The organism is Aeromonas sp. SCS5 (assembly GCF_001887375.1).
GTDB classification, from domain to species: Bacteria; Pseudomonadota; Gammaproteobacteria; order Enterobacterales; family Aeromonadaceae; genus Aeromonas; species Aeromonas jandaei.
The window spans coordinates 1-13,841 of sequence record NZ_LFCS01000017.1; the positions used below are offsets into that span (position 1 = coordinate 1).

The following is a 13,841-nucleotide window of genomic DNA, read 5'->3' on the forward strand; positions in this document are numbered from 1 at the left end:
CCAGACTATTAGCAGCGACCATGCCATTTTTTTATCTTTTAAAAATCAACACCTTAACCATTGCAGGCTGAACCCCCACAGCGCAACCATGCAATAAATTGCGCAGAAAAACATTTTGACCGGCACAGTTCGCACAGACAGCCATTTCATCTGCCAGATGAGCAATTGATTGCCTAGAACAGAACTACTCACTGTTATCGAGCACATTCTCGACCTGCGCGGCATCAATATTGAGCTTGACCACCCCCTGCTTGAGGGCCCAGGAAATCGCCTGATTTTTGCTGCTTGCCCCCAGCTTCTCCGCAATTCTCTCCAGATGGAAAGTCACGGTTCTGGGTTTGATATCGAGGATCTGGGCAATATCGCTGACCTGTTTGCCCTCTGCAGCCCATTGGCACACCTCCAGTTCGCGAGTAGTCAACATCTCCCGAGGAGGCATGGCTGCAATGCAGACCCTGGCCACGGCTTCAAAGATATGGGTCGCAAGCCAGCTCAGAAACGGAATGGCAGTCAACCATTGATGTTCGGTACGGGGCTCACTGGTAATCAATGAGAACAGTCCAATATGACCATTTGCACCGTGCCAGGGGATGGTGATGCCATCGCGCAAGCCGGCCTCCTGAGCCAGTAGCATCACTTCCAGCCCGGCGCTGTCTTGCAGGTCACAACACTCAGTAATGAGGTTGGCCCAAAGTAACGGTGTACTCTGAGCCATACCTTTTTTGACAACCGGATCAACGGTATAAAGGGCTTGTTCGTTGTAGTACTGAACCCATTCTGCTGGACAGCCATTGAAGATTCGCACATCCGGCCGCTGAATGGAGCTGGGCGAGATAAATCCCAAGCGAAAGTAGTCAAATCCCATCAGCTCGCAGATCTGGCGCAGCAGAGCAAGTATTGTCTGTTCATTGGATGCGTCATTGAACCGGGTGATCAGCTCAAGTGCGTTGGTCGTCTCGAAAGTGTGGGGGGATGTAGAAGTCAAAAGCGCATTTCCCCGTTGCCAAAATGTTCTAGATGTTATTAAGCATGGAACAAATAGCACAATATCTTGTTTACGCAAAGAAAATGCTTCTTTCATAGCCTCAGTGACGGGTTAGCATCACAATATCTGGATGCCTCATAAAAAATCCCCGCCTGTCAGGGCGGGGATTCGGAGTGGACTCAAGTCCGGGTTCACTGCGTGTGTTGTCGTTTTTAGAATAGGTACTTGACTCGGGCGCTGAGGTTACGGCCCGGCTCGGTCATCAGGCTGTTATCAGAACCCGCATCACGGCCGGCGATGCGCTCGTAGCTGGTGTACTCCTTGTCAAACAGGTTGAAGAGACCGACGTTGAGCTGCAGATCCTGCATCGGGTTGAACTGGGCATACATGTCCACCACGCCCCAACCGGCCGCCTTCGCATACTCGTTGCCCTTGGCATCCTTGCGCACCTTGTCCATGTCGTCGGCAAAGCGCAACGCCGTATTGAAGTTCCACTTCTCCTGCTCCAGACGAACGCCGACCGAGCCGTTGAGCGGGCTCAGGCTGTTGATGTAGTTGCCATCACCATCCTTGCCATCGATGTAGGCGAGGTTGCCCCAGACGTTGACCAGATCGGTCAGCCAGTAATCCGCTTTCGCTTCGACCCCCTTGGTGGTCGCCTTGCTCAGGTTCTGATACTGGTAGACAGAGGTGCGCCCCTCTTTGCCCACTTCCACCATCTCGATGAAATCATCGAACTTGTTGTAGAAACTGGCCACCTCGTAGCTGAAGCCATTGTGGCTGCCACGCACACCGAGATCGATGCCGTCGCTGCTCTCCGGATTGAGGTTCGGGTTCGGCTCGATGCGATAGCCGTAAGCCTGATGGTTCAGGGTGGAGAAGGCGCTGTCATACATGGGGGCCTTGAAGCCGTGGCTGTACTGGGCAAACAGGTTGGCCGCCTCGTGCGCCTTGAACACCAGTCCGAGCTTGGGCGAGATCTCCCCTTCGGAGAACTTGTGCAACTGGTCACCGGTGTAGGCGGGATCATTGTCCGGGGTCATCCGGTAGTAGTCATAGCGGGCGCCCGGTGTCAGCACCCAGCGCTCGCCAAACTTCATCTCGTCGAAGGCCCACAGGGCGCCACGTTCGCTGGTGGTAGCCGGGAAGCTCAGCTCGTTGTAGCCGACAAAATCATTTGGTTTGGTCGGCCCCTTGTAGCGGGAGCGTTCGTTGTCGGTGTGCTCATACTCGGCCCCCCAGGCCAGACGATGGTTGGCCACCGCCTTGTGGAACTGCAGCTGGGCGCCGAGGTTCTTCTGATCGAACACGTTGTGATCGAGAGAGTTCTTGAACACATAGGGGTTGCGCGGGTTAACCGGATATTTGGATGAGGCGTACTGATCCAGCGTCTGCTTGGTGCGTCCGAAGTAGACCTTGGTATCCATCCGGTCGGCCCAATTCTGATTCAGCGCGATGCCGTGATCCAGCACCAGCGACAGGTTGTCGGTCTGCTTGTCGGTGATGGGCTGCTCGAACACGCGGGCAGTGCCGGTACCGACCTTGTTGAGCTTGACCGCGTCAGGCTCCTCGCCATCGGTCAGATAATCGACGGTCAGCTTGAGGAACTGCTCATCAGAGAGATTCCACTTGCTCTTGAGCAGCAGGGCGTGAGTGCCGATATCGAAATCGGTCTTGGTTGAATCGTAGTTCTGGGTGACACCACCATCGCGCCAGGTGTAACGCAGCAGGTTCTCCACGTCACCGGTACGCAGGGCGCCGGTAAAACCAGCCATCTTCTGGTGACTGCTGGAGGCGTAACCGCTGGTCACATCCAGATAGCTATCCTTGCCCTTGAGGAAGTCGCTGGCATCCTTGGTGGTGATGGCAATAACGCCACCCAGCGCATCGGAGCCATAAGCCGCGGATGCAGGCCCCTTGGCTACTTCCACCTGCTTGATCATGTCGGTATCGAAGTAGCTCTGACCCACTCCACCCTTGCTGTAGGCATCGTTCTGGCGCACCCCGTCACGCACCACCTTGACCCGGTTCTCACCCATGCCGCGGATGATGAAGGTCTGGGCATCTCCCTGCCCGCCCAGCACGGCGACACTGGGTTCATAGCGGAACAGGTCAGCGGCATCAGTCACCACCTGCTCTTCGATCTGTTTGGCGGTAATCACCGAAATGGGGCCGGAGACATCTTCCAGCTTCTGCTCCATCCGTGAGCCGCTGACGACCACGACTTCATCCGCCTTTTGAGTGGCAGCAAAGACCTGGGAGGAGAGACCGGCCGCTACGGCGAGCGCGACCAGAGAGAGTGCGTTTTGATGGGTCACAGCGAATCCTTATTGAGAACTATTATCAAACAGGCCGCATCTTACCCACCCCGACTCAAAGATCAATAAAAAAGAATCATTATCATTTAAAAAGAGAATTGTTAGTTTTACACTGCCAGCCATTTCCTGTTTTATGCCTGTGACACAACCCCTGTTCGGGCCTCTCTATACCGCGAGATTACTGATGAAACGACTCCCACTGCTTGCTCTGCCCCTGCTGCTGGCTGCCTGTGCTACCAGCCAGCCACCAGTATCCCCCCCACTGGCGACCCTCTATGACTATCAGTTGAGTAATTCGCAGCAGGAAACCCTGACTCTGGATCAGGCCACTGCCCGTCTCACGGAGGCCGACATCATTCTGGTGGGCGAACTGCACACCCACCCAGCCATTCACCTGTTGCAGTCACAGCTGCTGAGCGCCCTGTATCAGCAAGCAGAGCAACACGGACGGGGGCTAACCCTCTCCATGGAGCAGTTCAGCCGGGCCGATCAAGCGACCCTTGATGCCTATCTGGCAGGCAAGATCGGTGAAGCTGCGCTGATCCGCGCAGGGCATGCCTGGCCCAACTACCCGAGCGACTATCGCCCGCTGGTGGAGTTCGCCAAGACGCACCGCATGTCGGTGATCGCCGCCAACGCCCCCAAACCGCTGGTGAGCTGTGTCGGTCAGGAAGGAGTCGCCTGGTTAGACAAGTTGCCCACCTCACGTCGCAGCCAGCTGGCCCGCCAACTGACACTGGGTGATGACCCCTATCGCCAGAAGTTCATGGCCTCCATGCACCACGGCGATGCCGACAGCAACGCCCGCCGTTTCGCCGCCCAGACCAGCTGGGACGACACCATGGCCGAGAGCATGGTGGATTATCTCGCCAAGCACCCGGGCCAGCAGATCATGCATATCGCCGGTAATTTCCATGTAGAGGGGGGGCTCGGGATCGCCAGTCGCATCGCCAGCCGCAATCCGGCACTCAAGGTGGCATTGGTAGTCCCGCAAACCGGGGAAGAGACAGCCCCGGGCCGAGCCGCCGATGTAACCGTAAAGATGATGCCGCTCCCCGAACGCTGGCAAAACAGTGCCGAGATGAAGCAAGATATGGGCGCGCTGCATCAATCCCGCAGCCGTGACTGCAGCCAGTGGCTGCAACCCTAATCATCAAGGAAACGGCGGGTACAATATGGATGTGTTACTGATCATCGATGTGCAGCAAGGGGTCATGAAGGAGACCCATCATCAACAACAGCAAGTGCTGGCCAATATCAATCGGGCTGCGGCCCATGTCAGGCAACAACAGGGGCGAGTCATCTATATCCAGCATGATGATCTGCCGGGTGGCGAACTGGAGCCCGGCACCCCGGGTTGGCAGTTGCACAGTATGCTGCAGCCAGCCAAGAGCGATAGCCGGGTACGCAAGAGCGCATGTGACAGCTTCCTCGACACCGAGCTCGCGTTTCTGCTGGCAGAACAGCCGGTCGACAGGCTTATCCTCTGCGGCAGCAACACCGATTTCTGCGTCGATACCACGGTGCGCAGCGCAGCCTCTCATGGCTTCGAGGTGTTCGTATTGAGCGATGCTCACTCCACCGCCAATCGCCCTCACCTTGGCGCCCCCCAGATCATCGAGCATCACAACTGGATATGGCGCAATCTCGACCTGCCGAATGGGCGCAGTGTGACCCTGCTCACCACCGACGAGCTGCTGGCAGTAACACCCGTTGGGCAGCCATGTTAATCTGGCGCCCTCGCTTAGTTTCTCACCGGAGTCTTGCCGTGCGCCTGTTGCCCGCCACCCTGTTGCTGCTCTTTCCCCTGCTGTCGGCCTGCTCCAGCTTGCCTGGCCAGAAGTATGACGGGCCCGAGCCCCTCTTCCTGACCCATATCAACGAGGAGGGGAGCAAGCGCTTCACCTTTGAAGCCGCGCCCAACGATACCCTGCCGCGCGGCCTCTCTGCCGCCCAGAGCCAGCGCCTGCTGGAGCTGCGGGAAGCATTGCAGGAGAACCTGCTGACCCAGACCCTCGCCAGCAAAAAGTACTGCCGGGAAGGGTACATAGTGCTGAGCCAGACCTCCTGGAAGGTGCGGGGTGAGTGCAACGAGACGGCAACCGCTGCCGATCGCAGCACCTTCCCCAACAAGGCCTCCTGGCAGGATTAAGCAATCCGGACGAGATAACGCAATAAAAAACGGGCAGCCAATTGGCTGCCCGTTTTGTTGTAATTGATGTCGTGCCGTCAGACCGGCGCATCGGCCGGGCTGGTGAGCTCGGCACCGTTGTCGATGCGCTTGTGCCCTTCCACCAGATGGACGAAGTCCACCAGCTCGTCACCGGAGACCGCAAACGCCTGGCCGAAGCCCTTGACGAACAGCCCCTGCTCCGGCTTGAGGCGGAACAGTTTGAAATCCTTGAGGTTGGAGAGCCCCTTGATGATCTCGCCAAAACGCCCCTCCAGCGCCGCCACAGCCTTGCTCCAGCGAGCGTCGTCACGGGCAACGACTTCAGCCACCGCATCAAAGGTCAGACGCTTGCGGGCAAACAGCTCGCGGGCACCACTCTCATCCTCGATCAGCATCAGGGATACCCGGGGTACCTGTTGCAGATTGCGGGCATGGCGGGCGATCTCGGAGATCAGCACATAGTAACCATCTTCCTGAAGCACGAACGGTGCATAGCTGGCGTTGGGATTGCCTTGGCTGTCGACGGTGGCGAGCTGCAGGGTACGGCAGCTGTCGCGAAACTCGCGGATCTCCGGTTGCAGGCGGTTCTGCAGACGCTCCTGACGTTCACTCATGCTTTTACTTCCTCTTGAGACGGGTGGCGCAGGGCCATAAAACGGGTGACCTGATCGGCAAGCAACTGACGCTTCTCGTCGCGGCCGAGATAAACCTTGAAGATGCAACGACCGGAGTGGCCGAAGAACTGGAAGGAGTGTCCCTCCTTGCCCATGAACAGCTTGCTGACCAGCGCAATCCCCGCCACGTTGTCGAGCTTGAGGTGACCGTGCAGCTCACCGTCGCGCCCCATCAGGTTGTAGTAGCCACGCGCATCTTTCCCCTTCGGGAACGGCGCCTTCACTTCGAAGATGGAACCTTCCGACTCGACGATGGTGGTTACCGGGCCCCAGTCGGCCAGATCTTCCAGCAGAGCTTGTGCGCGATCGGCTGGCAACAGGGTCACCAGCTCCGCGGGCAGCTGGCGAACCACCTCCCACTCGCTGACGGCCAGCTGGGTCGCAATGGTTGAAGGGTGAGCGCTGGGATCCTGCTCCAGCATCTCCTGAATGCGTTGTGCAATGCTCATCGTTTCTCCCTCGGCGAGGCACCCGCCTCGCTGTTTATCATGGCGGCTACTCTAATAAAGCACCAGAATCAATGCAATTGATAATTGCTATCATTCTCAGTGCATTTTATTCAAACCCTTGATATTCTCGGCGGCACACCCGTTTCACCCTACTGTCGGAGGTTAGCATGGGCCGTCCTCTTGCCCTCGCACTCACCCTGCTGAGCAGCTCTCTGCTCCCCCTGTTCACTCATGCTGCCGCAGCGCCCAATACCCGCATCGTCAGTATTGGCCCGGCCACCACTGAACTTATTCTGGCGCTCGGTGGCGACGATCGCCTCGTTGCGACCGATGTCAGCAGCCCCTTGCCAAAAGGGTTGCCCAAGGTGGGCTATCAGCGCGCACTGGCAGCCGAAGGGATCCTCAGTCTGGCACCAACTCTGGTGGTCGGCAGCGACGAGATTGGGCCTGCACCAACCCTCGATCAGCTGCGCCGTGCCGGGGTTAAGGTAGAAGTGTTGGAAACGGCACCGACTCTGGCCAACCTCAATGAGCGTATTGATACCCTGGCCAGCCTGCTGGATGACAAGGGCGCGGGCGAGCAGCTCAAACAGCAGATCCAGAGCCAGACCGAGCAGCTGGCGGCACAAGCCAAACTGAACAAGCCGCTCAAGGTTGCCTTTTTGCTGCTGCACAAGGGGCAACCGGTGAGCATTGCCGGGGGCGACACCACCGCCGGCGCCCTGCTTACGCTGGCTGGCGGCACCAATACCGCAGCCACGCTGCGCAACTACAAACCCGTCTCCGCCGAATCCCTTATCGAGATGCAGCCCGATCTGGTGCTGGTCAGCGGCCGCGACTGGCAACGCTATGCCGACCCGGCCCAGGTGCTGGCCGAAGTCCCCGCACTGGCCGCCACCCCGGCCGGCAAGCGCAACGCCATTCACGCCATCGACGGTCACGCCCTGCAAGGGGGCCTGAGCCTCAACTCCCTGCAGCAGGCGAACCAGATCGCCCAGTGGCTCAAACAGGGGTCATGATGCGCTTGCCACTCCCCTGGCTGCTGGCCCTCACCACGGCAGCGCTCGCCCTGCTGCTGCTCGGTTCACTGGCAACCGGGCCGATGGCACTCACCCTGAGCGAGAGCCTGCGCGCGCTCTATGCCGGACAGGGGAGTGGAATTGCGGCCCACAAGCTTTTGATCGTGCAGGAGATTAGGCTCCCTCGTACCCTGCTCTGCATCGCGGTCGGCGGGATCCTCGGGCTCTGTGGCGCCGTGATGCAGGGGCTGTTTCGCAACCCCCTTGCTGACCCCGGCATCATAGGGGTCTCCGGCGGCGCGGCGCTCGGAGCGGCCTTGGCCATCGTGCTGCTGGCTCCCCTCGGTGAATCGCCGCAACAGCAGCTCGGCATCGGGCTATTGCCGCTGCTCGCCTTTCTCGGCGGAGCGCTGACCACCACTCTGGTCTATCTGCTCGGCACCCGGGAGGGGGGCACCTCGGTGACCGTCATGCTGCTGGCCGGGGTCGCCATCACGGCGCTCTCGGGCGCGGTGATCGGCCTGCTCAGCTATCTCGCCGACGATCAGATGCTGCGGGATCTCAGCCTCTGGCAGATGGGCACCCTGGCCGCCGGCAAACCTGCCGACATGGTGCTGGCGCTGCTTATGCTGGCGGCCCTGCTGTGGCTCTTTATGCGCGATGCCAATCCCCTCAACGCCCTGCTGCTCGGCGAAGGGGAAGCCCGTCATCTGGGGATCGATGTGCAGGCGCTCAAGCGCCGCATGATTCTGCTCACCGCCGCCGGTGTCGGCGTGGCGGTGGCCGTCGCCGGCATGATTGGGTTTGTCGGGCTGGTAGTGCCCCATCTGGTGCGCCTGCTGGCCGGCCCCAACCATGTCAGACTGCTTCCCCTCTCCGCCCTGATGGGAGCAGCCCTGCTGCTGGGAGCCGACATGCTGGCGCGCACCCTGCTGGCCCCGGCTGAGCTGCCGGTCGGCATCATTACCGCCCTGCTCGGAACCCCCTTTTTCATCTGGCTGCTAATCAAGAGCCGCCGCGCGCTTTAACACGGATTGCTATGGAACGATTTGCCTCCCCCCTGCTGACCTGCTCCCGGCTGAGCCTGCGCCGTGGCCAGCGCCAGATCCTGGATGGGCTCGATCTCGCTCTGCACAGCGGCACCCTGACCGCCCTGCTCGGCCCCAACGGAGCGGGCAAGAGCACCCTGCTAAAATGCCTGACCGGTGAGCTGTCCCATGAAGGCACCATCACCCTGTTTGGCCGGGAGCGTCAGCTGTGGGATAGCAGCCAGCTGGCCCACCGGCTCGGGGTGCTGCCGCAGAGCTCGTCGCTCAACTTCCCCTTTCTCTGTGAAGAGGTGGTGGCCATGGGACGCCTGCCCCACAGCGAACCCGCTCGCCGCAAGGAGGAGATAGTGGCCGCCGCCATGGCCCATGCGGGGGTCGAACATCTGGCCAAACGGCTCTATCCCGGGCTCTCCGGCGGCGAGCGGCAGCGAGTGCAGTTTGCCCGGGTACTGGCCCAGATCTGGCAAGCCCCTGATTCACCCGAGCAATCGGAACAACCACGGCTGCTGCTGCTCGATGAGCCCACTTCGGCCCTCGATCTGAAATATCAGCACCAGCTGCTGGCTATGGCCCGGGCGCTGGCCAGCAGCAACACCGCCGTGCTGGTGGTGCTGCACGATCTCAATCTGGCGGCCCGCTATGCCGACCGGCTGGTGATGCTGGAACGGGGTAAACTGATGGCTGATGGCACACCGGGCGAAGTGCTCACCCCCGAGCTTATCTCCCGCCTCTACGGCTATCCGGCTCAGGTGCTCCACCATCCAGAAAGCGGCCTGCCGATGGTGGTGTAGGGGATTGGAAAACTGTCGTCCCTTACCGCAACTCGGGCCGAAGTGACCTGATTTACCCCGAGTCATACAGGCCAGCCAATATTCATCATCGACCCAAACTGGCTGTGAATAGCCTCACACTTTGGCCAGACAAACATCCCGTAGTTTTGAGCGATCTCTATAATGGCGCAGCCTCACAGAAGGCATAACTCATTGATGCTACGGAATAATTGCAATGAAAAATATCAACAAGACCCTACTGGCCGCCGCCATTTCCCTCGGGATGCTGGCAGGCTGCAACAGTGATACCGACAACAACGAAGCAAAGGCTCCCAACTCCATGGTCCGTTTTGCCACCTTCAACCTCTCCTTTGACCGCGATAACGCTGGCGAACTGACCGGTGAGCTGGCACTGACCCGCTCCGCACAGGATGAGCTGCTGACCCAGCTTACCGAAGGTCGCCTGAGTGGCGCTGCAGAAATCAAAGCCAAACGCGTACAGCAGATCCGCAATGTCGCGGAAATAATCCAGCGCACCCGCCCGGATGTCTTCCTGCTCAACGAATTCGACAACGATGGCAAAGGTGAAAACACCGCCGACCTGAAAGCCTTCAATGACAACTATCTGGCCCATGCCCAGCGCGATGGAGTAACCGCCATCAGCTATCCGGTGCTGCAAAACTTCGCCACCAATACCGGTCTGATGAGCGGTTATGACCTCAACCTCGACGGCAAGGTCAACAACGGCCCCGATGATGCCTGGGGCTTTGGCAACTACCACGGCCAGTACGCCTTTGCGGTGATGTCCAAATATCCCATCGACACCAAGCAGATCCGCACCTTCCAGAACTTCAAGTGGAAGGATATGCCGGGCGAGAAGAACCCCGTCATCGATGACTGCAAAAAGCTGTTCGACAAGAACGGGGTCAAAAACCCATATCGTGAATGCGGCGATGCCTGGTATGCCGATGAGGTGTGGCAGAAGTACCCGCTATCTTCCAAGAACCACGCCGATGTGCCGGTGCGGATAAAAACTGAGAAGGGGGAAGAGGTGATCCACTTCCTGATCTCCCACCCGACTCCGCCGATTTTTGCCAACGCAGCGCGTCACACCGTCAAGCACAACCGCGCCGAGATCGCCTTCTGGAACGACTACGTCAAGGGTCTCAACTACATGACCGATGACAAGGGCACCAAGGGTGGACTGGCCAAAAACGCCAAGTTTGTTATCGCCGGCGATCTCAATGCCGATCCGCTCACTGGCGACGGTGACCTGACTGCCATTCAGGATCTGCTGAACAACCCGCTGATGAATCAGGCCATCACCAATGGCACCCTGATCCCGGTCAGCGAAGGAGGCCCGGAGTGTGTCAGCAAGGGGACCGACTGCAAACGCAACCTCAATCGTCCCAACCCGGAGCGGATCACCAACACCAGCGTGCTGCAGCTGGATCACGTCATCCCCTCAGCGAATCTCAACGCAGTGAAGAGTGGTGTCTACTGGCCGGCCAGCTTCGAGGCGGGTTACCACCTGGTCTATGATGCGAAACTCGGCATCGCCAAGGGAGTCAGTTCGGATCACCGTATGGTCTGGGTCGATCTGAAACTCGATTGAGCTACCCACTGACCGTCAATTCGGGGGCCTTCTGGCCCCCTTTTTGTGCCCGCCATATCACCTCGTCTGCCGCCAGCTCAGACTCCATGCTGAGTAACCAGACAGTTACCGCCCGCCACTACGGCAGACGATTCGGCAAATCGTGCGCTACGCCACCATTCCGATACCCCTGCCTTGCAAGGGGGTATGGGGTTTGCTAATACTCCGCGTCCATTAAATGACCAACCATTACCGGGGCAATGAGCCGTGGCGTTTGAACAATTCACTCTGGTGATCTCGCTGTTCCAGCAGCTCTGCGTCTATCTGGTGATCGCCTGGCTGCTCTCCAAGACGCCGCTGTTCATGCCCCTCACTCAGGTGACCCTGAGCTGGCCCCACAAGATCCTCTGCTACCTCATCTTCTCCGGCTTCTGCGTCATGGGTACCTACTTTGGCCTCAGGGTCGAGGACTCCATCGCCAATACCCGCGCCATCGGCGCCGTGCTGGGGGGCATAGTCGGCGGCCCGGTGGTGGGGCTGCTGGTAGGGCTCACCGGCGGCATTCATCGCTACTCGCTGGGGGGCTTCACCGCGCTGGCCTGCACCTTCTCCACTATCGCCGAGGGGCTGCTCGGCGGACTGGTGCACCGCCACTTCGTCGCCCGCCACCGGCTCGATCTGCTGTTCAGCCCCTGGGTGGTGGGCTCGGTGGCCCTCATCGCCGAGCTGATGCAGATGGGGATCATTCTGCTAGTGGCCCGCCCGTTTGACGACGCCGTCCACCTTATCGAGAACATCATAGCCCCCATGCTGGTAGCCAATACCCTGGGGGCCGCCATGTTCATGCGGATGATCCTCGATCACCGCGCCATGCTGGAGAAATACTCGGTCGCCTTCTCTGCCCGCGCCCTCAAGATCGCCGAGCGGGCGATGCGGGTGCTGGACAAGGGCTTCACCCAGCAGGCGTGTCAACAGATGGCGCGCATCCTCTACGAGGAGACCGGGGTCGGCGCGGTGGCCATCACCGATCGGGAGAAGCTGCTCGCCTTTATCGGCATCGGCGAGGATCACCACCTGCCGGGCACCGCCATCAACTCGGCCCACACTTTCAAGGCGATCCAGCACAACGAGGTGGTCTATGCCGACGGCAACCTCATCCCCTACAGCTGCAACCTGCATCCCCAGTGTCGGCTCGGCTCCTCGCTGGTCATTCCGCTGCGGGGGGAAGAAGGGTCGGTGGTTGGTACCATCAAACTCTACGAGCCCAAGCGCAAGTTCTTCTCCTCCATCAACCGCACCCTGGGAGAGGGGATTGCCCGGCTGCTCTCCGGCCAGATCCTAGCGGGCAAATACAACGAGCAGAAGCGACTGCTGGCCCAGTCGGAGATCAAGCTGTTGCAGGCGCAGATCAACCCGCACTTCCTGTTCAACGCCCTCAACACCCTGTCGGCGGTGATCCGGCGCGATCCCGAAAGCGCCCGCACCCTGGTGCACAATCTCTCCACCTTCTTTCGCAAGAACCTCAAACGCCAGGGGGACGAGGTGACCCTGGCCGACGAGCTGGAGCATGTGAACGCCTATCTGCACATCGAACAGGCCCGCTTCGCCGAGCACCTGAGCGTGCAGATCCATATTCCCGAGTCGCTGCTGGAGTACCGGCTGCCCACCTTCTCCCTGCAACCCATCGTCGAGAACGCGGTCAAGCACGGCATCTCCCAGATGTTCGAACCCGGCCTGCTGACCCTGACCGCCCGGATTGAGGCGCAGCGGGTGTTGCTGGAGGTGTGCGACAACGCCGGGCTCTACCAGACGAAACAGGAGGGGAGCGGCCTTGGCATGAACATAGTGGATCGGCGCATCAAGGCCCGTTACGGCGCCGAGTATGGGGTCGCCATCGACTGCGTCCCCCATCAATCAACCCGGGTGAGGATCACCCTTCCCCTGCAGGAGAGCCCATGCTGACCGCCCTGATCGTTGACGATGAACCCCTCGCCCGCGAGGAGCTGCGCCTGTTGCTGGAGCAGGCGGGCAATATCCGCCTGCTGGGAGAGTGCGCCCACGCCATGGAGGCGCTGCCCGCCATCCACCGCCTCAAACCCGACCTGCTGTTTCTCGACATCCAGATGCCGCGCATCAACGGGCTGGAGCTGGTGAGCATGCTGGACCCGGACTTGCGCCCCCACATCGTCTTCATCACCGCCTACGACGAGTTTGCTCTGCGCGCGTTTGAGGAGAACGCCCTCGACTACCTGCTCAAACCGGTCACTGCAGAGCGGATGAACAAGGCACTGGAACGCATCAACCGGCTGCTTTCGCCAAAAGGTGAACTGGCTGGTCAACCGCTGCCGGATCCGACCCGCATCGCCCAGCCCCTGCGCAGCATCCCCTGCAGCGGCCACAACCGGATTCTGCTGCTGCCTCTTGGCGAGGTGGAGTTCATCCACAGCGATCTCACCGGCAACCGGGTGATCAGCGGCCAGCAGCAGGGCACCACCGAGCTGACCCTGCGCACCCTGGAGGAGAAGACCGGCTTCGTGCGCTGTCACCGCCAGTACCTGCTCAACCCGGGCCAGATCCGCGAAATCCTGCTGCTGGAGGGCGGGCTGGCGGAAGTGGTGACTCAGGGCGGCCACAAGGTGCCGGTGAGCCGCCGCTACCTCAAGCCCCTCAAGGAGCTGTTGGAGATCCCCTGAGGGGGCGGGCCACTCACCCCGCCCCCCTGCCCGTTACCACTCACCCGCTTGCCACGCCCGCCGGTTCATCCCTCAAACCGCTCGGGGCCGCTTTTCTGCCGCTCGCGGGCAGCCCTC

13 protein-coding genes are annotated in these 13,841 nt (G+C 60.1%); 9 read left to right on the forward strand and 4 right to left on the reverse strand.

Going from position 1 to position 13,841, the window contains the following annotated elements; genetic code table 11:
* Window positions 1-184 precede the first annotated feature (184 nt).
* Window positions 185-1,081: a LuxR family transcriptional regulator gene (locus BS300_RS18860; RefSeq protein ID WP_083593539.1), complete on the reverse strand. Its 897-nt coding sequence runs from the start codon at window positions 1,079-1,081 to the stop codon at window positions 185-187.
* Between the two features lie 116 nt (window positions 1,082-1,197).
* Complete coding sequence (locus tag BS300_RS18865) at window positions 1,198-3,303, reverse strand: TonB-dependent hemoglobin/transferrin/lactoferrin family receptor (protein WP_071914613.1); 2,106 nt, start codon at window positions 3,301-3,303, stop codon at window positions 1,198-1,200.
* Between the two features lie 181 nt (window positions 3,304-3,484).
* Here BS300_RS18865 and BS300_RS18870 point away from each other — a divergent pair, with 181 nt between their 5' ends.
* The 3 genes from BS300_RS18870 to BS300_RS18880 are packed head-to-tail and all read left to right on the forward strand — an operon-like array spanning window position 3,485 to window position 5,455.
* Entirely contained in the window at window positions 3,485-4,453 is a 969-nt protein-coding gene (locus BS300_RS18870; RefSeq protein WP_071914694.1) for a ChaN family lipoprotein, read from the forward strand.
* Window positions 4,454-4,478: 25 nt separating this feature from the next.
* Window positions 4,479-5,033, forward strand: a complete 555-nt coding sequence (locus BS300_RS18875) for a cysteine hydrolase family protein (protein ID WP_071914614.1) — start codon at window positions 4,479-4,481, stop codon at window positions 5,031-5,033.
* Between the two features lie 38 nt (window positions 5,034-5,071).
* Window positions 5,072-5,455: a hypothetical protein gene (locus BS300_RS18880; protein WP_071914615.1), complete on the forward strand. Its 384-nt coding sequence runs from the start codon at window positions 5,072-5,074 to the stop codon at window positions 5,453-5,455.
* Window positions 5,456-5,532: 77 nt separating this feature from the next.
* On the opposite strand, the gene hutZ is transcribed toward BS300_RS18880, so the two are convergent.
* Window positions 5,533-6,090, reverse strand: coding sequence for a heme utilization protein HutZ (gene hutZ / locus BS300_RS18885; RefSeq protein WP_041210555.1), 558 nt, complete (start codon window positions 6,088-6,090; stop codon window positions 5,533-5,535).
* Window positions 6,087-6,599 (reverse strand): heme utilization cystosolic carrier protein HutX, encoded by a 513-nt coding sequence (hutX, locus tag BS300_RS18890; protein WP_071914616.1) that lies wholly within the window; start codon window positions 6,597-6,599, stop codon window positions 6,087-6,089. Before hutX ends, hutZ begins: the two co-directional genes overlap by 4 nt.
* A 167-nt stretch (window positions 6,600-6,766) precedes the next feature.
* On the opposite strand from hutX, the gene BS300_RS18895 reads away from it, so the two are divergent.
* The 6 genes from BS300_RS18895 to btsR all read left to right on the forward strand — a co-directional run bounded on the left by BS300_RS18895 (window position 6,767) and on the right by btsR (window position 13,724).
* Window positions 6,767-7,618, forward strand: coding sequence for a helical backbone metal receptor (locus tag BS300_RS18895; protein ID WP_071914617.1), 852 nt, complete (start codon window positions 6,767-6,769; stop codon window positions 7,616-7,618).
* The gene (locus tag BS300_RS18900) at window positions 7,615-8,646 is read left to right on the forward strand and encodes an iron ABC transporter permease (RefSeq protein ID WP_071914618.1); all 1,032 of its coding nucleotides are present in this window, start codon (window positions 7,615-7,617) and stop codon (window positions 8,644-8,646) included. The genes BS300_RS18895 and BS300_RS18900 overlap by 4 nt, the downstream gene beginning before the upstream one ends.
* 11 nt (window positions 8,647-8,657) lie before the next feature.
* A complete protein-coding gene (locus BS300_RS18905) occupies window positions 8,658-9,458 on the forward strand; it encodes a heme ABC transporter ATP-binding protein (protein ID WP_071914619.1) in 801 nt (266 codons plus the stop codon).
* Between the two features lie 214 nt (window positions 9,459-9,672).
* Window positions 9,673-11,052, forward strand: coding sequence for an endonuclease/exonuclease/phosphatase family protein (locus tag BS300_RS18910; protein ID WP_071914620.1), 1,380 nt, complete (start codon window positions 9,673-9,675; stop codon window positions 11,050-11,052).
* A gap of 246 nt (window positions 11,053-11,298) precedes the next feature.
* Window positions 11,299-12,993 (forward strand): sensor histidine kinase, encoded by a 1,695-nt coding sequence (locus tag BS300_RS18915; RefSeq protein ID WP_071914622.1) that lies wholly within the window; start codon window positions 11,299-11,301, stop codon window positions 12,991-12,993.
* Complete coding sequence (gene btsR, locus BS300_RS18920; RefSeq protein ID WP_071914624.1) at window positions 12,987-13,724, forward strand: two-component system response regulator BtsR; 738 nt, start codon at window positions 12,987-12,989, stop codon at window positions 13,722-13,724. The genes BS300_RS18915 and btsR overlap by 7 nt, the downstream gene beginning before the upstream one ends.
* The last annotated feature ends 117 nt before the right edge of the window (window positions 13,725-13,841 follow it).

What these genes read in the sequence shown, in the direction of transcription:
- BS300_RS18860 (WP_083593539.1), bottom strand. Translation starts at nt 1,081, where the DNA reads ATGAAAGAAGCATTTTCTTTGCGTAAACAAGATATTGTGCTATTTGTT.
- BS300_RS18875 (WP_071914614.1), top strand. Translation starts at nt 4,479, where the DNA reads ATGGATGTGTTACTGATCATCGATGTGCAGCAAGGGGTCATGAAGGAG.
- hutZ (WP_041210555.1), bottom strand. Translation starts at nt 6,090, where the DNA reads ATGAGTGAACGTCAGGAGCGTCTGCAGAACCGCCTGCAACCGGAGATC.
- hutX (WP_071914616.1), bottom strand. Translation starts at nt 6,599, where the DNA reads ATGAGCATTGCACAACGCATTCAGGAGATGCTGGAGCAGGATCCCAGC.
- BS300_RS18895 (WP_071914617.1), top strand. Translation starts at nt 6,767, where the DNA reads ATGGGCCGTCCTCTTGCCCTCGCACTCACCCTGCTGAGCAGCTCTCTG.
- BS300_RS18900 (WP_071914618.1), top strand. Translation starts at nt 7,615, where the DNA reads ATGATGCGCTTGCCACTCCCCTGGCTGCTGGCCCTCACCACGGCAGCG.
- BS300_RS18905 (WP_071914619.1), top strand. Translation starts at nt 8,658, where the DNA reads ATGGAACGATTTGCCTCCCCCCTGCTGACCTGCTCCCGGCTGAGCCTG.
- BS300_RS18910 (WP_071914620.1), top strand. Translation starts at nt 9,673, where the DNA reads ATGAAAAATATCAACAAGACCCTACTGGCCGCCGCCATTTCCCTCGGG.
- btsR (WP_071914624.1), top strand. Translation starts at nt 12,987, where the DNA reads ATGCTGACCGCCCTGATCGTTGACGATGAACCCCTCGCCCGCGAGGAG.